Here is a 23,429-nt window from a genome sequence, read left to right on the forward strand (position 1 = left end):
TTTCGGTAAGGATATCTTGAGTCGAACAGCTTTTCATGTGGTTTGTGTTCTATGGCTGGCTATTTAATCAGAAAGCGAGAAGAACACTGTAAAAACGCGGTGAGCAAAGCTATTTTGAAAAGCAAGCTGCGCCTAGTCATTGTCCAAACATCATTAAAGGGCCAGTTTCGAGTCAATCCCCCATAACATTTGCATCACTAAAACCTCAGCTACTACTAGAAGGAAAAGCAATAGCCAGACCTATTCACTACGCCAATTGTATATTACTCCTACTGCATAGCCATCTGACTCGATGTCCGCTTGCAACACGTGAAAGTCTGGGCAGGGGCTGCTTCTTTGAAGCTCATCAATCACTAACGCTTTTAAAACGCCGCCACATGCACCCAATCCGCCAAGTTTGATATCAACAAATTGATACTGAGTTTGATCGGTCACCCACGGAGACAAGAATTGCATTGAGTTTAACCATTGCGGTTCTTCCTTATTAACGGATAAATACAATTGACTGAGTGGATGTTCACAACTTACTCCTAATTGCTTAAACACCTTGTCCACGGCGATGCGTTGTTGTTTGGCATCTAAATCAATTCGAACAACATCAGGCACAAGACCTGAATGTCGAAAAAAACACTTGGTTAAAATGATAGAGCTTTGAGGTTTGACATGCCCTTCTACATCACTCGTAACCTCTATAGCCAGTATCCAAGTCGCTTGCGTTTCATTAACTTCACGATTTATCCGATTTAGTGCCATCAAAAATGCAGCTTGGCCATAAGGATAAAAGTAAATTTCAGTATTGACAGTTTGGTCAACGAAAATAGAAAGCTCGCTTATCAATGCTTTAAGCAAACTTTTGTCCACCGAAGATGGTAAAAGAACACAGAGATTCCCCTTGATATCAGCTTGCTCAAGACTCTCGCGCTCAGAGCGCACGAGGCTTAATATATGCTCATCTATTGATTGAGCAAAGTCAGGGGGTCGGATTTCCTCGGACAATCTAAAAGAATCATCAGCTATCTCGCGAACGGTGTGTGAACGGCCATTAAAGGATAGAAGATGCGTTTGAAATGCGAGTGGCATCTAGCCTCCGATTAAAACCGTAGGCATACCAGATAGAATTTTGCCACCATGAGACGTTGAATCGCCGACTCTCGCGGCTGGTTTACCGTTGATTGTTACGCTAGAAGAACCTGCTGAGATACTATCCGGAGGACCGATACAAATAAGCTTGTCGCCTTGTCTTGCCGCAGGTATCCCGCCAATCGTTACGTTTGGTGAACCAACAACGACGGGACCACCGACATGCGGTATCTTTCCTGTTTTTTTAGGGCAAAGATGAAAGCTGCCCAAAATTGCGGCTGGTTTACCCACTTTAAATCACCTTAGTTCAATGAAATTTGCCCAGCTTTAAGAGCAATAGCTGAGCCGTTAATGGATATTTTATTACCTTTGATATTGATTTCTCCAGAGCTAGACATCTGAATAGAAGCACCACCTACTTTGATCTCGACGCTCTTTCCTGCATTAAAAGACAGTACTTCACCCGTTTCATTCGAAAAGTTTTTACCTACTTTCAAGCTCGCGTTCTGACCAACCTCTTGATTAACATCATTGGTCACTTTTTCGGTTTTACTGTTTTCAACGGCGATATCAACACAGTCTTCAACTAGCATTTGGAACAGTTTTTCAGCATGAAGATAAATGTGCTCTTCACCAGGCTTATCATCGAAGCGCAACTCATTAAAATTGGATGTACCTTTTTGTACAGAGCGTGATTTATAACCACTCTGAGAACTTTGCTCTGGTAAAGCGTAAGGAGGGAGTTGACTACCGTTATATAGTGACCCCGTAACGATTGGTTGATCAGGGTCTCCGTTAACAAACTCGACGATGACCTCTTGTCCGACTCTAGGGTGAAACACCGACCCCCATCCGTTACCTGCAATATTTTGCGCAACACGAATCCAACATGAACTATTTACATCGTATTTACCAACACGGTCCCAGTGAAACTGAACTTTGATACGGCCATGTTTGTCTATGTAAATTTCACCATCTTTGTTCCCCGTAACTACTGCGGTTTGCAAACCTTTCATCTGAGGTTTCGGGTAGTTAACTGAAGGACGCAGGATTGTCTTTGAGTCAACACAACTAAACGAGACTTTGACACCTTGCGCACCGGTCCCACCTTGACCAGTCTGGTTATAAACAGCAGCAGACAAAAAAACAGAAGACAGTACATATTCTTTGCCGACTCGAGATTTATCTTCATGCTTTTTAAACTTGAAGCACTTGCCCACACTGAATGTTCTGCACGTAGCCTCGCCACGACACAAATATGCATTTTGCTGTAGTGCTTCTATTGCATGCGTGTTTCTCAGTGCGTATTGATCATTGCTCTCCATTTCACCCATGTATTCAAAATACTCGCTTCCAGGTACTGTAAAAAAATCACTTTCACCCTTTGCAGTATTTTTAGGATTCGAAGAAGGCTTGAGCATGTTATAGCCTGACTTTTGACTCGCTTTAGTAGTCAGAATTTGCGTTTCATGCCAAGAAGAAATGTGGCTAGATTTCGCCGTACCTGTATCAAAATCGACTAAAAACTCAGTACCCGGCTTATAAAAACTGATGTCATCAAAAATATTGAGCGTATGGGCAGACTTAGTATGTGTAAAAAAAAATGATAGCCCCTCTTCCGATAACAGACGTCGAACAAATTCAAGATCTGATTCTTCATATTGTACTTTGTACGTGTATTTAGGATAGGACTTGGTTAGCTCAAAACTAAAGGCAACACTATGCTCCGATAGTACTTCAGAGATAATTTCCTTTATATCTTTATGCTGAAATATTCTGCAATTTTTTCGATATTCAGCGAAACGTAATTTAGGCTCTATTAATAATTCTATGTTTTTATAATTTTCGCCTTTATGTGTATTAGAAACCCTTTTCCCTTCTAATCTTGCAGCAGAAACGTAACCATGCATATAACGAGGATTTGAAGAAACATCCTCATTATTTTCAAGGGTAATGGTAACTTCCTTACCAATAATTTCGTTTAACTCACTTCGTTGATCATTAAAGTAAGCTTTAGCACGCAATGAAAAAAGTTCTGAGATCTCTTCTTTATACTCAAACGAGTTTAGTATGATGGCATCTTTACCGAATGGGGAAGAAATTCGGATGAAATTGTTATCTTGAGTTGCTCTTTTCATTAAATACTTCTTTCAAAAAAATGCGGAGGAATACTCCCCCGCATGAAAATTACATTTGTTGACCTTTAACACCGCTGTAGCCGTATACCAATGGAGCAGAAGTGTTGTTCTTATCGTCAGTAGGAGTCACTGTCATCATCATTTCTGTGTAAGAAATTGTGATAGTTTCAACTGGACGATCGTCTTGGATAGAAACTGAGTAGTTAGAAATCATCGCATCAGTCAGTTCGATCTTCATGATCTCTTCAACCTTCTCACCCTGCTTAGTAATATGGAAAACCGCTGGTTTACCTTTACCAATCGTCGCTTCTTTAAATAAGTCAGGAGAAGAACGGTCTTGAAGTTTAGTGATAGTCAAATCATATAGACGAGTAGCGCTCGCTTCACGGTCCATCGCTGTACCAGTGTATGATGAGATCTCACGACCTACACTCCAATCTACAGATAGTAGTGTAATCAAATCTTTGTATTGCTCGGCTGTTGCCTCACCCTTAATATCTGCGTATTTAAGATACGTATTAGACTGCATGCTAATCTCCTATAGCATTATTAATTGACATATATCGTAGTAATTTAATTATCTGACGTTTGGTGATAATTAGTGATTAATGTATCAAAAACTTCATTTTAAATACGCCCTGTTATATCTTTAAATAAGATTTAATTTAAGCGTTTTTTATAAAAAATAATAGTTAATATGAACCAACTCCCAATTATTATTGAGAGTGTAAAGGATGTTAAACTATTGAGACATCAAGTCCACTAGTTGTACCTTTAACAATAATTTCATCAAACGTCTTATCATTAAGAATTGCATGCAATATTTCATGAGAAATCTTCGGAAGCAGTGTATTTTCTATGGTTGTTTGTACCACACGCGCACCACTGCCAGACTCATTGCTATTGTCTACAATATCATTAATTAGTTCCTCATCAAAAAACAGGTCAGCGTTATAGTGCTTACGAATACGAGTCGTAATTTTATCCAACTTTAATTTTGTTATTTCTATCAATACTTTTCTTGATAGAGGCAAATAAGGTAATACGTTCACACGCCCTAAAAATGCAGGTTTAAAGTCGACCAACAAATCATCGCGTAAAGCATCTTTTAGTGCTGACGGCTCAGGAGATAAATCAGGATCAGAATACAAAGACATCGTCGTTTCGGTCCCTGTGTTCGCGGTCATAATAATAATAGTGTTTTTAAAGTCTATATCTCGACCTTCACCGTCTTTAATTGAGCCTTTATCAAACACCTGATAAAAAATATCTTGAACACCAGGGTGCGCTTTTTCCATTTCATCGAGGAGAATTACACTATAAGGTTTACGTCTAACAGCTTCAGTCAGTACACCTCCTTCTCCATAACCGACATAACCAGGAGGAGAACCTAATAGCAATGAGACTTTATGCTCTTCCTTAAATTCCGACATATTGATAGTCGTGACATTTTCTTCACTACCATAGACTTTCTCTGCAATCGCCAAAGCCGATTCGGTTTTACCCACTCCGCTTGGTCCGGTTAGGAGAAATACACCATTTGGTCGTGTCTCATCCGTGAGCTGCGCACTCGCGGTTTTTATCACTTCAGACATGAGCTCTAAAGCGTGATCCTGCCCGACAACTCGCTTACACAAACTTTCTTTCAAACCCAATACTGCTTGGATTTCATCATCCTGAAGTTTACCTAGCGGTATACCGGTCCAATCCGAAATAACTTCTGCGATTAGCGCTTCATTTACATGCGAAAAAACTAAGGGCTGTGAGTTAGCGGAAAGGTTATTTTCAAGCTCTTGTAACTTGTCTCTAGCAGTTTCAGAACCCTCCTGGATTATTTGGGTTCTAAGTGACTTAGCTTCATTTACCCATTCTTTTTCTTTTTCCCAAAGTACTTCTAATTCAATAATGTCATTAGATAGCGCATCAATCTCTTTTCGGACACCTTGCAGCTGCACATCAAGAGATGCTCCTAGCCGACTCTCTTGGCTAAGATGCTCATACTCAGCTTGCTTTGCTTTAAGTTTGTTTCTTTTCGCATCTAGGCCTCCCGGTGTAGATGACTGACTTAACGCAACTCGAGAACAGGCCGTATCCAAAACAGAAACCGCTTTATCTGGCAGTTGACGACCATTAATGTATCGAGCTGACAGTTGGACCGCTGCATTGAGAGCTTGGTTAGTGATATGAACATCGTGGTGTTGTGCCATTACATCAAGTAAGCCTCGTAACATTTCGATCGCGAGTTCAGGGGCAGGCTCATCAACCTTTACGACTTGAAAACGCCTAGTTAAAGCTGCATCTTTTTCAAAATACTTTTTATACTCTGCCCACGTTGTTGCTGCGATCGTTCTGAGTTCACCTCTCGCTAATGCTGGCTTCAGAATATTCGCCGCATCACCTTGGCCCGCTTGCCCACCACCGCCAATTAGGCCATGAGCTTCATCAATGAACAATATAATAGGCTGTGGAGCGTCGTTTACTTCCTTAACAAGGTTCTTAAGCCTGTTTTCAAACTCACCTTTCATGCCTGCGCCGGCTTGCAGTAACGCCAAATCCAGAGACTTAATTGCCACATTTTGCAGAGCGGGAGGTACATCGCCATCAATGATCTTTTGCGCCAAACCTTCAACAACGGCTGTTTTTCCAACACCAGCTTCTCCCGTAAGAATCGGGTTGTTTTGTCGGCGTCTTAATAAAATATCGATCATTAGGCGAATTTCATTATCTCTACCAATCACCGGATCTATTTTACCTTCCCTAGCTTGCTCAGTAAGGTCTGTTGTAAATTGATTCAAGGCGGAATTCGCGTTTGACTGCGCTAAGTCATTCGATCTTGATTGAGGCGCATTACTTTCTTTAAAGTTCAATAAGCGAGATGGTTCTATCTTGTTTAGTTCAGGACTAATCGAACCAGCCATGTTGACTAACGTATCATCAGACAAGTAGGCAAATAAAAGATGGATGCACCCCAACTGTTCTTGATTGAATTCAATGGTTGCAGACAACAAGGCATTTTGCATAACAGTCACCGTATGAGCTGATAGCCCAGGCACCGACTGGCATCCTGTTTTGTATTTTTCTAATGCCTTTTGAATATCGGTTTCAACCTTGATTTTATCGACATCAAATTCGTCAAAAACTTCAGAGTAAATATCGTCAGGATGGCGGATAATCATCATTAACCAGTGAGACATTTCAATACTGTGATGAGTTCGGGAGCTTGCCATCGCAGCTGCCTGTTCAAGTGTTTCCTTAGCCTGAGGAGACAATCTTTCGACCAACGCTGAAAGTGAGAGTGAAGCCATTACATTTCCTTTAAATAGTAATTGTTATAGTTCGATCTTTTGTACGTTCGTGTTTTTTAAGCACAGAACCAATACCTAACTGCCCCTGCTGTTTCGATAAACAAGCTTGTGGTAGCAAACTATGTTTGGTGGTGAGCTGCCACTTCAGTTGTTTATGTTTTCCAATCAACTCATAAGCAGCGTTCTTAATGATTGCTATATTGGGTTGGTTAGGAAGCAATTTACTAACTAGCTGTTTATCTTTTGGCAGAAATTCTATTGTTGTCCCCGCGTTGATGTTCCATGCTTTCGAACCCAAAGACGCTCCTAAACCAAGTTGAGCAAACTGCCCTTCAGGCATAGTTCGGGATGCAAGGCGTGTTTGCTCTTCTTTCGTAAGGTGTAACCATTGTCCTTGAAATTCATGAACTTTTACTTGGCATCCAGATAAACATTCAAGAATACTTTTCAGTCCACCTTTACTTCTCACTGGTGAAGCAAACACACCACCATAGTGCCGGGACAGTGAACTCCCTTTCCCAGTTAATGCCGATTTACAGCTTTCTAACGGCGAACGCGCGCCCTGCGCATGCGCACGAGACTGAACAGTCAGCTGACTCAGTTGCCAACATCGATAATAAAGAGATAATAAGCGATGATTGAAAATATCGTAGAAGTCCACCATAGCCGTATCGCCTTCTTTTTGGCGATGTAAAGCTAATTCACTATAGTGCTGGGGAAGCACACCTTGCTCACCCGTTAGGCCTATTAAATTGGTCTCAATCTCTAACTTGCTGTCATCTATATTTTTCAGTTCACAAAGCTGAGCATTTTCAAAACCTAATGATGGATTAACCTTTAAGTTTAGCTTTTCATGCTTCGGTAACGCATCTGTTCCTATTTGCGCCTCTGCTTGCAGAACTTCGTGTTCAATAAGATGAATCGCTTCAAACAATGGATGTTGCTTTAATTCTCGATAAAATTGTTCCGCGCTCATAGCAACACCTTATCGCCAGTTAATGCGGGCCATAGGTGGAAAGACTTTCCCGTGGACTTAATTCTTATTTCTAACTGCGTAAAAATGTTAATTTCAGCATATTGCGAGAAGTAAACAGATAAAACACTACCTAAGAGAAAGATCTGCTCTTTAGGTAAAATTTGATCAGAAACCGTCAAAATAATTTTTATACCGTGCGCAAATCCAACTTTGCCTTTCTGACTAATTCTTCCTGTAGTAGGCTCAAACTCTAACTTAGTTAAAGCATCGATTACCGCTTTCGTTTCTGCTGTCCCAGAAAATGCATAGAGATTAAGGGTCTGCTTCAAAGTTGCTAAACCATCTTCCTCGGTAAAATGGTTTAAAGTTAAAAGCTTAGTTAACTGCCATCGTGTGCTTTCATCCATTTCTGGCCGAATAGTTTCTGATAAAGAAACTAAACAACGAACAGATTCGAAATTGTCATTTACCTCCGGTAAAGATACTTGCGGCAGCCCACCTCCAAATGGAAGTTTCTGCGCTAAGTTGCGGTTACAGCACTCAGCTTCCACGTACATTAACCAGTTTTCCCGGCTATCCGGGCTGAACAATTGATGTTTTTTATCAACAAAAGAAATGTAAGTTTCTCTACCTGGCTCATCATACCCACCAGCCCAGTTCTTATCCTCACGTCTCATCAACCAATAAATCTCACTAGTGTTTGTATAATGCGTGTGCTCACCAGCGTGATAACATGGCAAATTGTGGTACGTTTTGTTCCAGTTTCTCAACGTTACGTCAGAAATTGAGACAACCTCATTACTTTCAGATTCTTGGTATTGTGGAGACAAGTGGTAATCGTATTCAGTTGGTAGAATACGCTTAGGCTCCATAATACTTTTAAATAAGTTGATTACAGGCACACAACCTACCATTAAGCTTTCTTCGTCCACTTGCTTTGGAAGCCAGTCATCGTTGGTATCAAAGTAAAAATACAGTTCGACTTGCTCTCCAAGATCTAGCTCAGATAATCCAAGTTCGGTGATATCAAAGAACATAAACTTCTCAGGAAAGTGCAAATACTCAACAAGTAATCTTGCTCCTGAAAAGCTTCTTTTACTGTATGGCACAACTTTCTCATCTTCTGAAAATCCTACTTCAGAAAGATGTCTTTTGGTTAAAGGACGAACTTCTTTGCCATCCACAACAACAGATAAACCAATTAGGTTTTGAAACAGCATTTGGTAGAGCTTAAAAGTCAATTGAGATTGACCGTTTAAATAGAAGCGCAGCCGTTCTATCCCCATTTCACCAAGAGGAGTCTCTTCATCTTGAGCCGTGAGCTGTACTTTCAAAACTGAATGAGCATTGCTTTCCCATCGTGAGCCAACTGGCTTGAAAGGCGCATTTTTAAAAACGCCAGAGGTCACATCAACAGGATACATTCTGACCGGATAACAAGTTCTAAACTCGCATTCATGATATCCAGTAGCACCGATAACAACTCGCTCGCCTTCTTCTACATCAAAATAAGAGGAAGTGGAGTTAGAACAGCTCATTTTAATGACTGACATTGACGGGATTGGGGCGTGAAAATCCGGATATAACTGTCCCATCAAAGACTCTGTAAACTGAGGGTAACTATTGTCTAAGCTTTGTCTAATCCTTGCTGTTAGAAATGCGCAGCCTTCTAACAATCTTTCTACGTGTGGATCGTCAACCTGTTCCTCACTAATACGAAGTCTCGCGGCAATCTTGGGATACTGCTCACCAAACTCTTGCCCTTTGTGACGCAAATAAGCTAACTCGCGATTATAGTACTTGAGAAACTCTTCACTCATTTTGCTCTACTCAGTTTCATACCTAAATTTACCGGCTCTACTTCAGAATTGAATCGCACTTCATGAATACTGTTATCAATTAAGCAAGTGGCATTTATCTGTAACCTCAATACCCTATCAATAGCGTTTTTCTCGTCCGAAATCTGGACATGAGGGTTCCTTAACCTCGGCTCAAACTCTTTAATTGCATCATGAACGATGTCGCAAAGCTGATTCTGCCCTTCTTGGCTGCTATAGGGCATTGAGGAAAAATCTGGCAGCCCATAGTTCAATATTGAATAACGAACCTCTAGAAGATCATCAGGAATATTTTTCCATCCAATACGACTATTCAGCATCGACTCTAGATCTCTAAGTAAGCTGCTCAACATCTGTTGCTGGCTTGCAGGGAAGTCTTTCTCATCTCGAGTGAGAGGATCACTATCTATCAATTTGTCGAGCAGAGAAACGGTTAACGACATGATATTTCTACGCTATTTGTTTCTGTTCTAATAATGTAGTCAAATCACAGATTGGAAGCGCTGAGTCACCGACTAACCAACATTTTTGACCCAAGCCAACAAAAGATTCTTGCTCACCAATCTGCTTCCAATCCGTTTCTCGGCCTAACTTTTGTGCATCGGTCTCTGAGTCGACATACGTCAAAGGCATATGGCCTTCGCCTTCACCAAGTCCATCGATATCAAACTCGACAGGTCGCCAAATACTTTCTAACAAAGAAGTAGGTGCTTTAACTTCTAGCGTATGGATGCTCGATATGGGTACAAGAAAATAGTTACCTGCTGTAGAAAACAGTTCAATGTAACCACCTAAACGATCATCAATATCTCTAGCATCTTCGTAGTTTGTGCCGTTTACGTTAAACCCTTTAATAGTACGACGCTCTTCAATGCGATGCGATAGACGTGACGCTTCTTCGTACTCTTGATTTCCGAGAGCAAGATTAAATCGAACAAGCTCTTTAGTTAATTCCTCATCACCTAATACTTTGGCACTAGCCGCACCATTGATAAAATCCTTTCTAGCTTGAGCTGCTTTCACTAAATGTCGTAGCTGACTTGCACCAGGCAGATACTCAGGAAACAATTTAATCGATTGCATGAGCTGAGCGTCCGCACGCTCGAAGTCCCCATCAATGCAAAGAAGCTCAATGAAGGAACTTCTCAAGCTCGCATCTTTAGGGGTGGCTTTAATTTCATCAATTAATTGCTCTAGAGCGTGTTGCAATAGGCCTTGGGACAAAGCATTTTTCCATTGAGTCATTGTTATTTCCTTACACCATGTGCTCTGGTGATAATTCGGTAATTAATTTAATGCTAGATACCATTTGATCGAGTTGAAAATGCGGTCGCAAATGGATAACTGAGTAATAATGTCCAGGAGTTTCTCTTTTCTCTCGAACTGTAATTTTCGCTTCATTTAGGGGGTATTTAGCTCGAAGCTCATCAGACGCTTCATCTGATGCGGTAGTGTACTGGTGTAACCAGCGTTGAAAGTCACGCTCTAGGCTTTCTGCGTCTTGATACCCACCAATTTTGTCACGCCCCATAACCTTGAGATAATGTGCGACTCGCGATACACACAATGTGTATTGCAACATCGATGTCAGTTTTGCATTCGTTGAAATATGCTTTTCTGCGTATTGTTTGGGCTTGTAGAGAGATACATTCGAGGTCATCCCTACCATATCAGTCTCAGGTATTGGAGAAATAGAAATAAAACCGCACTCAGACAATTCTTGTTCTTTTCTCTCAGTGATTTTCAAGTTTAACGGACATCTTTCACGATCATTCTTGCCATTAACACGCATCGTGCTCCTTGTAGGAGCGACGATAATACCCTGACTGTAATCGCCTTGTTTAATCCCTCGCATATGCGTGAACCAACCATGTTCCTGAAATGCTCTAATTGATACAGCAGCAAAACAGTACGCACTACTCCCCCATAGCAAATCTCGGTTGGAGTCGTAGATGTGTTCTTGAAAATTGAATTTATCATTCCGCGAGCCATCACTTTTGTATGGCTGACGGAACAAGACGTTAGGTGCAGTCAAACCAATAAATTTAGCGTCATCGTTATCTCTCAAACTACGCCACTTTGCATAATCTTCCTGTTCAAATTGGGCTGCTATATCTCTTATCGCAGAGAGTTGAGCGAAACTATCAACACCAAACATCTCTGGCGATGCAGACATGATAAATGGGCTGAATGCTGCAGCTGCAGACTGAGAGATCTTACTCAACACAGACAGATCTCTATCAAAATAATTTTTACTAGGATCACAGCGAAGCTGATAATCTCCAACCACCACACCAAAGGGTTCTCCCCCTGCCATGCCATATTCATTTTGATAGAGCAACTTAAATAGTGCTGATTGGTCAAACTCGATGGCTTTTAAAGCATCTTTACTGATTTCATTCCATGTCGCCGTTAAAACCTTAACTTTTACAGAGTCCGATGAACGAGAATCAACCTGTTCACATAAATACCTAACTCCAACCCACCCCCTTTCGAGCTGTTGAAACTCAGGATGATGTAATATTTCATTTAGTTGAGATTCTAATAGCTCATCAATGCGGTTAATTGTGTTCATCACACTATGACGAAAGCTGTCCAAATCTCTTGAACGTGTACCTTCTAGCCAAATTCGAGCTGACGATACAAGATCAGAAGATTCATTGAATCGAGTCAACCACGGGCTATCAAGTTCAGCATAGCCTCCGGTACTGAACTCATGTTTTAGCTTGCTAGGGTCGCGAAAGTTAAGTGACACTGCTAATTCCATCTAGAACATAAAGATTGGTCATGGCTGGCCTTTCGACCAGCCAATTCATTTCTTATCCACCTGACTGAGGGATCTTTGCCACAAGTCGCAAAGATGTGGTCAGTTCTTCCATTTGTAACCAAGGCTTCAGCCATGCTACGGCATTGTAAGAACCAGGTGCGCCAGGAATTTCCTTAACCTGAACACGAGCGTCTGCTAGAGGGTATTTCGCTCTGATCTCTTGACCACCGCCTTCAGAAGCATTGACGTAACCTAGGATCCAGCGGTTCAGCCAAGACTCAACGTCTTCTGCTTCCATAAAGCTACCAATTTTATCTCGAGCCATTACTTTCAAATAATGCGCAAAACGAGATGTTGCCATCATATAAGGTAGGCGGGCAGAAATGGCCGCATTGGCCGTTGCTTCAGGGGATTCATGGTTCGCTGGTTTTTGACAGGTTTGCGCACCAAAGAACACTGCATAGTTGGTGTTTTTGTAGTGACAAAGCGGTAAGAAACCAAGCTTACCAAGCTCCGCCTCACGTCTGTCGGTAATACCAATCTCTGTTGGGCACTTCATATCAGGGTCGCCATCATCACTCATGAAGAAATGCGTTGGCAAGTTATCCACTCGACCGCCGCCTTCTGCACCACGGATGGCAGTACAAAATCCATATTTTGAAAATGCGTCGGTTAACTTAACACCAAGAACATACGAAGAGTTCATCCAACAGTAGTCGTTATGTTCAGCGTTAACAGCAATACCTGAAACAGGATCTACTTCGAACTCTTCAAACCCAAACTCTTCGACTGGAGCGGTAGCTTGTCCGTATGGCAAACGAGCAAGGACTTTTGGCATCGTCAGACTAACGAAGCGCGAATCGGCACTCTCGCGGAACGAACGCCATTGGGCGTATTCTAGTGATTCAAATACCTTATCTAGGTCGCGTGGTTTTGACAACTCAGTCCACTCATCAAAGCCGAATAGTGCTGGTGAAGCCGCGGACAAGAATGGAGAGAAGCCAGAAGCCGCTACATTTGACATTAGGCGTAACGACTCAATATCTTCTGGGTGGTTGGTAAACTCATAGTCTCCAATCAATGCACCATACGGTTCACCACCAGCACTACCAAACTCAGACTCGTAAACCTTTTTAAAGATCTGGCTTTGATCAAACTCAACAGCTTTGCTCAAGTCTTTATGTAGCTCTTTCTTGGTCATGCTCATCATGCGAACTTTCAGAGTAGAGCTGGTCTCTGAATTCATCACTAGATAATTTAAGCCGCGCCAAGAACCTTCGAGTTTCTGTAATTCTGGGTGATGCATTACTTCAGACAACTGATCAGAAATCTGCCTATCGAGCAAATTAATCGCTTCACGAAAAGTTACTGTTAGGTTTTTGTTCCAAGTAACTGTCCCTTTCATTGCTTCTTCAGCGAGCGTTTTAATCAGCTCCTCAGCACGAGAAGCTTCGGTCTGCTTAGTCGCACCAATAGCTTGATCTAAGAATGAAGTTGTCTGTTCATTAACAGTTGGATCTAACTGTTTTTCAGCTTCAGTCGTCATTATTCCGCTCCTTCAGTACTGTCTGACTTCGCTTTCTTGCCAAGATCTAACTCGCCTGCAAGTCTTGCCAGATTGTCTGTATTGTTCAAAACATCCTCTAGGATATTTTCAAGCTCTTCTGAGCGGTCAACTTTTGTCATCAAATCACGCAGTTTATTACGCGTTTCCATCAATTGGCGTAGTGGATCAACTTGATTTACGATCGCAGCAGGCTCAAAGTCTTGCATTGATTTAAAGTTTAAATCGACCTCAAACTGTGAATCGTCATTCGCAAGCTTATTCGCAACTTTAAACTTCACCGATGGATTCATTTTTTTGAGTACATCGTCAAAGTTATCTCGATCGATCTGAATAAAACGGCGGTCTTTTAATGGCTTCAACGCTTCTGTGTTTTGACCAGCGAAGTCACCCATTACACCTACAACAAAAGGCAGTTCTTTCTTAAGAGTCGTACCTTCAGTTTCAACATCATAGGTAATGTGGACACGAGGCTTCCGTACTCGTGATAGTTTCGAGTGGATACTCGTCATACCATTCTCCCTTTATTAATTTTCATTTTGTTCTGCTATGCCAACCAAACGGAAGTAGCTTTTCTTTGCATCCCCGTCGGAGATAAGTTCCGCCAGTAACTCCGGCAGAGGCATCCCACACCAACGAATAATCTGTTCGATGGAGTAAGAAACTGGTGAGTGAGGTTCACTCTCTCGGAAGAAATCAGCTACTTGCTGCAATTGTCTAATTGCCTGCTCTCGTGATTTCATGTTTGTCGCTAATAATGCATCACAACTTTGTGAACTTAACGGTTGTTCAGAAGAAGATTCATCAAGATCCTCTAGCTCTTCAAACACGGCTTGTGGTTGATTGAAACGATCTCCTAGAAGGTGCTTTAATGCCGAGTGTATTGATTCGAGTCTTTTTGATATATAAGAGCTAGGAGTCACATCACCGACCGCTTCGTCTAATCGCTGACTGAATTCATTAAATGATTCTGTAGCGAACTCCAAATCCGTGATTAATTCTTGATAAAACGTATCAGAAGTCGACTTAACCGTAGTTATAATTTCAGGTAGCTCAACAGCCCCAAGCTCGACTCGATTTCGGCGCTTATCTTCGTCTAAGCGCTCAAGCTCTATAGCTTGCTGATATTCCCAATAGGCATAAGCTTGCTCCACGCCTAAGTCAGTCAATGGTATACAAGCAATTGGAAAAATAAGTGTTCCTTCACTATCGATACCATTGAGGCCAATAATCGCCGATATTCTTGTCTCAATACCATCTTCATCAGGCATTGGGTACAGATCATCCCAAAAGTTCTCAATTAAACTGGTTGCGAGTTTGTAGCCAACGCCCATACCACGAAAACCATACAATCGAGTTAGGGCTTCTATAAGCCAGGCAACAAATTCCAAATCTTTAGACTGATTCGTGAGTATTTCTGGGACATCTTCAATAAATACTCGCCATAAATTACTGTGGGTATAGATACTTTCTTCTTCTATAAGAGCATTACGTTCAGCGTTGCGGGCGGCCATACGCTGATCTTTCAACCGATAGTAAGCAGACTGTGGTGATACATCCTCTCTAGGATCAATACCTGTAGGATTTTCTTGAGATATAGGAGCCAACGCTTGTTCATACCAATCAAACATTTCATTACTCATAAGCTCTCCCTCTTAGAAAGACAGGTATCGTCGCGTCTTCTCTAGTTACTGTTTCGCACTCCGTTTGCGCTTGGCGAACTTTGATCAAAGCACAAGTTACGTTATCACTTGCGCCCCGAACCAAAGCCGAATGCATGAGAGCTAATCCAGCTTGGTTGACTGAGTCTGCATACAATGTCCGATGAATTTCATCACTCGTAAGTTCCTTAGAGAGTCCATCGCTACAGAGTAGAAACTGATCGCCGTCAGCCAACTGCCCTGAAACTTGATCAATAGTGACACTTTCGTCGACCCCAACAGCTCTGGTAATAACATTTGCAAGAGGGTGCGATTCGGCATCTTCAAATGCCAATAAGCCCTGATCCACTAAGTCCATGACTTGACTATGATCACGTGTTTTTTGGACAAAATTACCACTTCTAAGCTGGTAAATTCGGCTATCACCCACCCAAAGACAGTGGTAATACCCATCCTGAATAAACAACAAAACAAGTGTTGTTCCCATCGTTTTACCGTCTAAGTGATTTTGTGCGTATTGGTAAATTTCTAAGTTCGCTTCTTGAACCACTCTTCGGATATCATCGATATTAGTATTGGAGACATCCTGCATGTGGCGCGCGACTCTATCCACTAGCATCTGGCTTGCTATATCGCCAGCACTGTGTCCACCCATTCCATCGGCAACCACCCAAATATGCTGTTCTGTCATATCCAACAGAGCATCCTCGTTATAAGGGCGTACTTTTCCTGCGTGCGATTTAGCAAAGGTAAAATAGTTCCAATTCATTCTTCTATCCTACCAATTCCACTTTTTCCAGCCGCCATCAAGCATGGCTGAAAACTGACCAATTGAAGGAAATCCACTAGTAATGAACATGCATGGTTCAACCTTCGTTGAACCTTCAGTCCACCAAAAACATGGTTTACTCAATTTTTCTTTAATGAGGTAATTCAAAAGCGTGTTTTGATCAGTATTGCCGTGATCATGAAAAACTGTAGATATTTGGCTTTGATAAAGAAACTCTAGAGGCTTCACTTCACTTGTTACATTCGCAACGAGGTCATTTTTTTCTTGAGTACTCTTATGCCAAACATCAAAGACAAAGTCGTCCTCAAGTACTGAAAGAGCAAGAGCGGCACTGTCCTCGGTCCAAGCTCTGTCACCCCAATATTGCGCAGCTTCACCTTTTACGGCACGAGCTATAGTAAAGAAAAAGTATCTACCGCATGCATCAACACTAGGAATCATGCTACCAATGTAGGTTGAGTCTTCTAAATAGCTAATATCCAAAGCAAAGTGCCACACAGGAGCCGTTAAAAAGTGCTCATTCCAGCTTTCACCCAGTTGTTCCCTGCTGACTGCAATAACCGCCTGTTGCCAATCATGCCAACGCTCCGAGAAATCTTGTGATAAACCATCTTTCACAAAGTCCCCTTTTGCAGGCATTTTACCGATATAGCCCCAGCCTGATGTTATAAGGTTCGTGGACATCTGAACCTCTCCATTTCATTTGACCAAAACGGATTAATGGCACTAGAAGGAATAAGCTCTAGCTGCACCTTATTTCCCTTTAAATCAATCATAACTATATTGTCTTTACGCGATTCTGGCCTTGCTTTAAGTGATTGATCCAAAAGCTTGAATATGCCCCACTCACCTTCATAGGTATGCGCAATTTCGCGTTTAGATTCAGGTGGTGTGAACACAATTCGAGTCTGATCTTGACCGGCAGGCCAACTCAACGATTTAGCTCTTGCTGGTCCATGCTTATAAACCAAATCTTGTCCACCCAACTCTAAGACAAATCGAGTAATGTGCTGGTCTAGATAAACAGGCTTCATCCCAAACTCTACGCGTAATGAATTATCAGATTCAAAGAAAGACTGCCTGATACGTTGCGCTCTTTGAAAGACCATTAGTGTTTCTGGACGAACTCCAATTTCCTTTTCTAATCGCCAACGACTTTTCGAAGTATCCACAAACGGTTCGAGGTATTCTTGGAAGAATGCGTCAAGCGTACCTCCATAACCAAAGAATCGCTTAAAGTCTTTCAATCTAACTTCTCTGCTCGCGTTGGGCTCGAATGGATATCTGCCAGCAATAGTCCGCTGATAAGGGCGGACCACCTGTGTTACCCAAAGTTGATTTAGATGATCCTTCGAACCGCTCTCCGCAAACTTAACCGACTCTTGAGAAAGCTCACCTAGCCATTGATTAAATGGTCTCGGCAAAAGTCCTTTAGCACGAGCGAAGGAAGCTGCGACATCTTGTGTAACGGTTCCATCTAAAATACTTTTGTAGGCAATTTTCTGATTGTTACCAGAGCTTGATAAGTCACTTAAATACGAACGCAAGTTAACCATTGCTTGTTGAATATCATCAAAGTCTTGCTCACCAAGGCGTAAGATCTCTGAAAAATGCGATTCGACTTCTTTACCTGGCAGAGCAACATTGAAGCCGTTTTCTTCAGGTAAATACATGTCTAGTCTATCTGCCGTATTTGAAAACTTAACTTTGGCAACTTTACCAGCAACTTCAGAAGCGGCTTTTTGATTTTCTGACAATGATACTTTTGATAGAGCAACCTCTTTTTGGATTGCTCTCAACAAAGATTCGATTGGTCTTTCAACTCCAGATAAAACCCTCGCTTGCTCTGTCGCAAGTTCTAGGCTCGGAGCCTGCTTCAATTGAATATCTTCGATCAACGTTTTCCATTCATTAACATAATCTTGATAGTATCGAGACTGAACGCCTTGGATGGCACTATCTTGATCAATTTCATGAGCCTTAAGATCGTCACCATAAACCCAGTTCTCTTCCATTAGGCTTTTTACTGTACGGTTGATCTGAATCTGAAAAATGCTATGAAAACCATTGTACGTGTAGAAACCCGAAATGCCTTGTGATAGCGGTTTTCCACTAGCTCGCTCGAACTGCTCAAGCCCTTTAGGTCCCAATACATCAGTCAAGCGAAATGAAGGTACATGACTCTTAGAAAATTGTATTTTCATTCGCTGATAAGCACGTTCAGGTAGAGACATTTGAGTCAACACTTCTCGAGCACTCGTCACGGCAGCAGTGTTGTAAGTAAAGCCTTGTCCATCGTTGCCTAATAAATATTGAGTGTGCTGTAGCAAACGTCTTCTTAAGTCTGCGTTTAGCTCACCCGGATATTGACGTTCGAAATAAAAGTTAAACCAAGCCAACACTTCATCTTGTTGATATTTGTCTGGATTGAATAACATCAAATACGTTTTTAACGTTTCGTACAAATACTCACGATGCTGTTGATTGCTCTCCATTTCTGACACCAAGCTATCAAGAAGCAGAGGGGCGTAATATTGGGTCAAAGCATCAGAATATGCATTGTTTGCCGCCTGAGACACTTTGTCTCCTTGATAGAGACCAAACCTCTTTACAGAGTCGGCATCACCGTAGTCGCTTTGCTTTCCGAGAGGAAGCGTCATCAACCTATCTAATGTTTCTACAGCTGAAACAATATCCGCTTCAAAATCTAAACTTTGAGCGCCAATCATTGCATCAATATGGCTCGCTTGTTCATTGGTATCGACAATTAACTGTGAGTTCCACTTATAACTCATAAACCAAAGCGCAGAAGCTCCTAGCAGTAGCGTTGTACATCCAATGTAAACACCTCGACGCATCCAACCTGACTGCTTTTGATAGTGACGATTAACTGTTCCTAACAGTTGCTCTTTGAAAATAACCTTGTCAAAAAGATTCTTTACGAAATAACTATGAGAACCAGTCTGACTCTTTGCTAGAGCTAAACGATTTAACCCAAGTCCATTGGTTGATTCATTCATCAGCTTATCGACTGGTAAGCCTTCTTGAACCGAACTCAACATAAACACACCACGAATCAAGGCAGGCTCTTCAAAACTGTTTTGTGCAAAAATTTCAGCTAAAAACTCGTCAAGATTAGCTTGTAGCACTCTTAATTGCTTTGGAAATTCAAAGATAAGCGCGCGTTTATCTAAATCGTCCTCTGTTTCAAGTATTCTAAGCATACGGGCATCAAGGCGCTCCAACATGCCATGAAATTCTTTGTTGAATAGAGAAATAACGCCTCTTTCATCATCCACTTCACGAGGGAACATGAAACCAAATAATTCCTCTCGCTCTTCCTTACTTAAATCGGCAAAAAACTCATTGAAACCGGCAACTAAATCCATTTTGGTGAGCAATACGTAAATCGGAAACTGCATGCCTAACTGGTTTTTCAGTTCTTGAAGTCTCGACTTAATTGCTCGAGCATGAAGACTTCGCTCGGTTCGAGTCTGAGACATCACGCTGGCTAAACTTATCGTAACAATCGCACCATTAATTGGTCTTTGCGTTCTATACTTTTTCAACAATCCTAAGAAACCATGCCACGCTTTAGAGTCGACCTTTTCTTGACTGTCTTGTGTCGTATACCGGCCAGCCGTATCTATAAGAACTGCTTTATTTGCAAACCACCAATCACAGTGGCGAGTGCCACCTACACCGGCAATAGAGTCAGAGCCAAGGCTGTCTCCTAATGGAAACTCTAACCCCGACTGCTTTAATACAGTTGTTTTCCCCGTTCCAGGAGGGCCAATCAACACATACCACGGTAAGTCATACAAGCTTCTCTTGCCTTTGTGTGTTTTCGTCACTACTTTGACAGCTTGCTCAATACGCTCGCGCATTAAGTCAATTTCACTTGCCGCTTCTTTATCTGATAGGCTATCAACCTCAAGCAACGTTTGAATACTTTCGTCTTCTCTCACCTTTTGCTTATGCTGCTTGGTAACGTTAAATATCGCCCAAAGCAACACCAACACTAGAATAGTGACTAGCCGTTGAAAGTCACTCTTTAGGGGCTCATATCCCGCTATCGCAATAAGTGGACCAACAACCCAAATGAAAATAGAACAAGCAGCGACACCTATAAGACCGAGAAACCATCTTTGAGTAAATATTCTGCCAATTTCTTTAATACGCATCTCTATCTACCTATTATTAATTCGCGACAAGAAGGTCGATTTCAATCCGGCGGTTAATAGCTCGGTTTTCATCACTACTGTTTTCAACTAATGGTCTTGCATCCCCCAATCCCTCGGGTATCACTCGCCCTTCTAATGCACTATTCGAGATCAGTTGTTCAGACATAGCAGTGGCTCGAGCTAATGATAGGTGCCAGTTCGAGGGATATTTACTCGTGAAAATAGGCCTATCGTCGGTGTGACCAGTAACAATGATCTTGCCTTGGGTCGACTCCAATGTTCTCGCAAGCTTAGAAATAACGGGTTGGATGTAAGCGACAACATCAGCACTACCTGATTCAAATAGATCTTGAGACTTTAACGAAATTCTTACCCTGTCTTGCAGCGGCTCAACATTGATTAGCCCCTTACCGATCTCAGTTGCTAGATACATTGAAATCTTTTCTGCAATTGGCGCTGATTTTGATTCTGACGTTGCATCTTGGTTAAGTTGTTGCGGTTGAATCAAATTGACTAATTGAGAAAAGGTGCGATTGGATGCCTTATTTAGCTCATAACTAAAATACATATATATGCAGACCAATAGTGCCGCCGTTACAGAACATACAACCCAAAGAGGAGCTCTATCAGAAGCCTTTGAGCCATTCAAAATGTGTTGGTCGATACTATTGCTTAGTTCCTGAGGGACTCCTCTCCCATAAGTCTTAAGAGTAGCAATAACCTGTCTTCTCAATTTCCGGTGCGATTCCAGTCCATTTTTTTCTAAACGGTATTGACCCAGAAACCCGAGAGATAAGCACACATACATTAGTTCAAGCAAATCTAAGTTCACATCTGGTTTCGCCATGCACTTATCAAGATGCTTAAAGAACGCTTCCCCACCTTGACTGCTAGCATAGAAGGAGCTAAGTAATGAATCGTGACTCCAGAATGAATTCCCACCCCAATTGGTGTTAAGGACAACTTCATCTAGTGAACAGCATAAACAATAACGAGCTGTATCAATGGTATCCAAATCAACGTCATGCTGACGTAATCGGTTCTCATAATCTCTAAGCTTTTGTGCCAATGTCTCTTTTAGAAACAACGGATCGGAATGAGTCGCTGTCGAGCGAATTTGACCGATAATAGATAACAGGCCATTCGCCTCTGCTAGTAGAGAGTTATTCCCATAAGCGACCACTGAATCATTGTTCACCAATTCAGGACTTTTTGAGATAACTACGGTATTATCCACAGACTTTTCTGATTGTGGTTTCGATGCGGGTGCTCTTCCACCCGGTGTTGGTTTTACTATCGTTTGTTCCATACAGAGCGCGCCTATTGATTAATACTCCAAAGCTCAAGTTCAGCGTTCGGAAAATGCCCTGATAGGTGAAGCGCAATACCGCCACTATCTTTTAGCCTCATCCAAAATGGCCCTTTCTTGACAACTTCGAAATAAACATAGCCCGTTTGGTAAGGAATCTGTCTCGGGACGACACTCAACGGCACTACGTTTATACCGTTGATCTGATTATTAATTAGATCGCGAATCTGTTCTGCCGGGCCAAACTTGAGTTGCGCTGGGACCAGGCGTCTTATTTCATCTGTTGTGGTGTCTGCTTTAATTGCTAGCACAAATTGGCATGACTCAAGCAAGCGTTTATCTGGAAGCGGCGTCACTTGAATACCGTATTGGCGAGGCTCCAACGGAAGTTTGGTCGCAGTTTGGTCAAGGACAACACTGAGGTACTGACTGAGTATCTGATTCAACTCGCTATAGACACTTGATACATCTAAGTGATCATACGCAAGCAAACTTGGGACTCTTTTAGTTTTATTAGAAAAAGTGGCTAACTCACCAATGTAACCTTTAAGTGTCGTCGCTAATTCCAGTGGATGTAACCTATCTAACTCACTGAAATGCTTTAACTTCGCCTCATATCGGTTCAGCATTTGGAGCATGATGAAATCAACAGCAGATGCCGATGCAGATTTACCCTTAATCAAGCGCTGTGCAATAACGTCAGCACGCATCTTTGTCATCGCGATAACGTTACGTAGATAAGCTGACATAACTTTGTCGCTAAGGAGGTTGATAAGCGGAGGAACGTACTCATCGTCTAGTATAACTTCCCCTTCAGGAGTTACCTCTTTGATCCTTAAGATAGGTAACTCCACATAACCCGCTAATTTGTCATTACTCGCTTTCAACTCTAGGTTAAGGGCTGCAACTTGGATGGTTTCTTCATCTTGTCCTGTAAGGTTATCTATCACGTCGATATCTTGAAGTACATAACGAGAGACGATCGATTCGCTTACATCCGAAACGTTTTTACCTGTAACACTTGAAAGAGGGAGAGTTATTTTTACTAACGTATTTTCAGTGTTTTTATCAATAAGTAGAGGCGAAACTGAATCGTTGGATATTAACGTATTAACCAACGTCATATCTGGCAAAACAGCTTCAAGATGCTCAAGTTCAATAAGACCATCTTTTAGCGCGTGTTTTTTTACTCGACATTTCCAAACTCCCCAATTGTAAGCCCCACCTAACTGATGTAAGCCCTTGAATTCTTGAGAGGTTGCGCGTTCTTGTTGTTGGAAGTGCTGGGGACGTAAAAACATTCCTTCGCACCAAGCCGTCTTGGAGTATTGCGTCATTTATAATTAGCCAACTAAACGTTATTTAACGACCAAAGACAGATCTTCTAACAATACTTGATATGTGTTGTAACCGGTCTTATCCACTTTAATGACTTGTCGCCAATTTGAGTTTTCAATATCTCGAAACGCTACGACAATGCCTAAATATTCTGTCTTTGGAGACATACTTGCTTGATATGTTTCTTTCTGACCTGGAGTTAATGAAACTTCATATTTATTCACTAAATCAGGTCCTAAGACTTTTTCACTTTCTTCATAAATAGAAAAAAAGTCCTGGCTTTCGAAAATGGTATTTGACGTTAATTCAAATACATACACCACTACAGGAGAAGGCCTGCCGTTTGAATCAGGATTAATGTTATGACTTGCTGCTATTTCTAAATCTGAGTATGGATCAACAACTAGGTTCGCTGCTGAGCACCCAAATAAAGCTATTGAAATTAATAACAAAATATATTGGTAAAACTTTTTCATCAC

General features: G+C 41.7%; 19 protein-coding genes. All 19 read right to left on the reverse strand.

Annotated features, from left to right (window positions below):
- Positions 1 to 240: 240 nt before the first annotated feature.
- Entirely contained in the window at positions 241 to 1,080 is an 840-nt protein-coding gene (locus R7035_RS14930) for a hypothetical protein (protein WP_025767716.1), read from the reverse strand.
- Positions 1,081 to 1,371 (reverse strand): PAAR domain-containing protein, encoded by a 291-nt coding sequence (locus R7035_RS14935; protein WP_005375969.1) that lies wholly within the window; start codon positions 1,369 to 1,371, stop codon positions 1,081 to 1,083.
- An 11-nt stretch (positions 1,372 to 1,382) separates the two neighbouring features.
- Positions 1,383 to 3,218, reverse strand: a complete 1,836-nt coding sequence (gene tssI / locus R7035_RS14940; protein ID WP_225491843.1) for a type VI secretion system tip protein TssI/VgrG — start codon at positions 3,216 to 3,218, stop codon at positions 1,383 to 1,385.
- A 49-nt stretch (positions 3,219 to 3,267) separates the two neighbouring features.
- Entirely contained in the window at positions 3,268 to 3,747 is a 480-nt protein-coding gene (locus tag R7035_RS14945) for an Hcp family type VI secretion system effector (RefSeq protein WP_005375967.1), read from the reverse strand.
- A gap of 208 nt (positions 3,748 to 3,955) precedes the next feature.
- Positions 3,956 to 6,523: a type VI secretion system ATPase TssH gene (gene tssH, locus R7035_RS14950; RefSeq protein WP_017820212.1), complete on the reverse strand. Its 2,568-nt coding sequence runs from the start codon at positions 6,521 to 6,523 to the stop codon at positions 3,956 to 3,958.
- Between the two features lie 10 nt (positions 6,524 to 6,533).
- Positions 6,534 to 7,499: a type VI secretion system baseplate subunit TssG gene (tssG, locus tag R7035_RS14955; RefSeq protein WP_005375963.1), complete on the reverse strand. Its 966-nt coding sequence runs from the start codon at positions 7,497 to 7,499 to the stop codon at positions 6,534 to 6,536.
- Entirely contained in the window at positions 7,496 to 9,319 is a 1,824-nt protein-coding gene (tssF, locus tag R7035_RS14960; RefSeq protein WP_017820213.1) for a type VI secretion system baseplate subunit TssF, read from the reverse strand. The genes tssG and tssF overlap by 4 nt, the downstream gene beginning before the upstream one ends.
- Positions 9,316 to 9,780 carry a type VI secretion system baseplate subunit TssE gene (gene tssE, locus R7035_RS14965; RefSeq protein WP_017635621.1) on the reverse strand — a complete coding sequence of 155 codons (465 nt, stop codon included), beginning with the start codon at positions 9,778 to 9,780 and terminating at the stop codon, positions 9,316 to 9,318. Before tssE ends, tssF begins: the two co-directional genes overlap by 4 nt.
- Before the next feature lie 7 nt (positions 9,781 to 9,787).
- Positions 9,788 to 10,582 carry a type VI secretion system accessory protein TagJ gene (locus tag R7035_RS14970; RefSeq protein WP_017820215.1) on the reverse strand — a complete coding sequence of 265 codons (795 nt, stop codon included), beginning with the start codon at positions 10,580 to 10,582 and terminating at the stop codon, positions 9,788 to 9,790.
- Positions 10,583 to 10,592: 10 nt separating this feature from the next.
- Complete coding sequence (tssC, locus tag R7035_RS14975; RefSeq protein ID WP_132936420.1) at positions 10,593 to 12,104, reverse strand: type VI secretion system contractile sheath large subunit; 1,512 nt, start codon at positions 12,102 to 12,104, stop codon at positions 10,593 to 10,595.
- Between the two features lie 52 nt (positions 12,105 to 12,156).
- The gene (gene tssC, locus R7035_RS14980) at positions 12,157 to 13,650 is read right to left on the reverse strand and encodes a type VI secretion system contractile sheath large subunit (RefSeq protein ID WP_005375950.1); all 1,494 of its coding nucleotides are present in this window, start codon (positions 13,648 to 13,650) and stop codon (positions 12,157 to 12,159) included.
- Complete coding sequence (gene tssB, locus R7035_RS14985; protein WP_005375949.1) at positions 13,650 to 14,180, reverse strand: type VI secretion system contractile sheath small subunit; 531 nt, start codon at positions 14,178 to 14,180, stop codon at positions 13,650 to 13,652. The genes tssC (R7035_RS14980) and tssB overlap by 1 nt, the downstream gene beginning before the upstream one ends.
- 15 nt (positions 14,181 to 14,195) lie before the next feature.
- Positions 14,196 to 15,311 (reverse strand): type VI secretion system protein TssA, encoded by a 1,116-nt coding sequence (tssA, locus tag R7035_RS14990; RefSeq protein WP_132936418.1) that lies wholly within the window; start codon positions 15,309 to 15,311, stop codon positions 14,196 to 14,198.
- Positions 15,304 to 16,098 carry a PP2C family protein-serine/threonine phosphatase gene (locus R7035_RS14995; RefSeq protein ID WP_005375947.1) on the reverse strand — a complete coding sequence of 265 codons (795 nt, stop codon included), beginning with the start codon at positions 16,096 to 16,098 and terminating at the stop codon, positions 15,304 to 15,306. The genes tssA and R7035_RS14995 overlap by 8 nt, the downstream gene beginning before the upstream one ends.
- 9 nt (positions 16,099 to 16,107) lie before the next feature.
- Positions 16,108 to 16,803 carry a type VI secretion system-associated protein TagF gene (gene tagF / locus R7035_RS15000; protein ID WP_005375944.1) on the reverse strand — a complete coding sequence of 232 codons (696 nt, stop codon included), beginning with the start codon at positions 16,801 to 16,803 and terminating at the stop codon, positions 16,108 to 16,110.
- On the reverse strand, positions 16,785 to 20,303 hold the full coding sequence (tssM, locus tag R7035_RS15005; RefSeq protein ID WP_256900968.1) for a type VI secretion system membrane subunit TssM: 3,519 nt from the start codon (positions 20,301 to 20,303) through the stop codon (positions 16,785 to 16,787). The genes tagF and tssM overlap by 19 nt, the downstream gene beginning before the upstream one ends.
- A 16-nt stretch (positions 20,304 to 20,319) precedes the next feature.
- The gene (gene tssL, locus R7035_RS15010) at positions 20,320 to 21,612 is read right to left on the reverse strand and encodes a type VI secretion system protein TssL, long form (RefSeq protein WP_005375939.1); all 1,293 of its coding nucleotides are present in this window, start codon (positions 21,610 to 21,612) and stop codon (positions 20,320 to 20,322) included.
- 11 nt (positions 21,613 to 21,623) lie between these two features.
- Positions 21,624 to 22,949, reverse strand: a complete 1,326-nt coding sequence (gene tssK, locus R7035_RS15015) for a type VI secretion system baseplate subunit TssK (RefSeq protein ID WP_080276943.1) — start codon at positions 22,947 to 22,949, stop codon at positions 21,624 to 21,626.
- Between the two features lie 21 nt (positions 22,950 to 22,970).
- Entirely contained in the window at positions 22,971 to 23,426 is a 456-nt protein-coding gene (gene tssJ / locus R7035_RS15020) for a type VI secretion system lipoprotein TssJ (protein WP_005375933.1), read from the reverse strand.
- Positions 23,427 to 23,429 lie beyond the last annotated feature (3 nt).

This window comes from Vibrio sp. 1731, from assembly GCF_033339955.1.
In the GTDB taxonomy this organism is placed as follows: Bacteria; Pseudomonadota; Gammaproteobacteria; order Enterobacterales; family Vibrionaceae; genus Vibrio; species Vibrio alginolyticus.

Coding starts and splice junctions, on each gene's coding strand:
- R7035_RS14930 (WP_025767716.1), bottom strand. CDS start 1,080: ATGCCACTCGCATTTCAAACGCATCTTCTATCCTTTAATGGCCGTTCA.
- tssI (WP_225491843.1), bottom strand. CDS start 3,218: ATGAAAAGAGCAACTCAAGATAACAATTTCATCCGAATTTCTTCCCCA.
- R7035_RS14945 (WP_005375967.1), bottom strand. CDS start 3,747: ATGCAGTCTAATACGTATCTTAAATACGCAGATATTAAGGGTGAGGCA.
- tssH (WP_017820212.1), bottom strand. CDS start 6,523: ATGGCTTCACTCTCACTTTCAGCGTTGGTCGAAAGATTGTCTCCTCAG.
- tssG (WP_005375963.1), bottom strand. CDS start 7,499: ATGAGCGCGGAACAATTTTATCGAGAATTAAAGCAACATCCATTGTTT.
- tssF (WP_017820213.1), bottom strand. CDS start 9,319: ATGAGTGAAGAGTTTCTCAAGTACTATAATCGCGAGTTAGCTTATTTG.
- tssE (WP_017635621.1), bottom strand. CDS start 9,780: ATGTCGTTAACCGTTTCTCTGCTCGACAAATTGATAGATAGTGATCCT.
- R7035_RS14970 (WP_017820215.1), bottom strand. CDS start 10,582: ATGACTCAATGGAAAAATGCTTTGTCCCAAGGCCTATTGCAACACGCT.
- tssC (WP_132936420.1), bottom strand. CDS start 12,104: ATGGAATTAGCAGTGTCACTTAACTTTCGCGACCCTAGCAAGCTAAAA.
- tssC (WP_005375950.1), bottom strand. CDS start 13,650: ATGACGACTGAAGCTGAAAAACAGTTAGATCCAACTGTTAATGAACAG.
- tssB (WP_005375949.1), bottom strand. CDS start 14,180: ATGACGAGTATCCACTCGAAACTATCACGAGTACGGAAGCCTCGTGTC.
- tssA (WP_132936418.1), bottom strand. CDS start 15,311: ATGAGTAATGAAATGTTTGATTGGTATGAACAAGCGTTGGCTCCTATA.
- R7035_RS14995 (WP_005375947.1), bottom strand. CDS start 16,098: ATGAATTGGAACTATTTTACCTTTGCTAAATCGCACGCAGGAAAAGTA.
- tagF (WP_005375944.1), bottom strand. CDS start 16,803: ATGTCCACGAACCTTATAACATCAGGCTGGGGCTATATCGGTAAAATG.
- tssM (WP_256900968.1), bottom strand. CDS start 20,303: ATGCGTATTAAAGAAATTGGCAGAATATTTACTCAAAGATGGTTTCTC.
- tssL (WP_005375939.1), bottom strand. CDS start 21,612: ATGGAACAAACGATAGTAAAACCAACACCGGGTGGAAGAGCACCCGCA.
- tssK (WP_080276943.1), bottom strand. CDS start 22,949: ATGACGCAATACTCCAAGACGGCTTGGTGCGAAGGAATGTTTTTACGT.
- tssJ (WP_005375933.1), bottom strand. CDS start 23,426: ATGAAAAAGTTTTACCAATATATTTTGTTATTAATTTCAATAGCTTTA.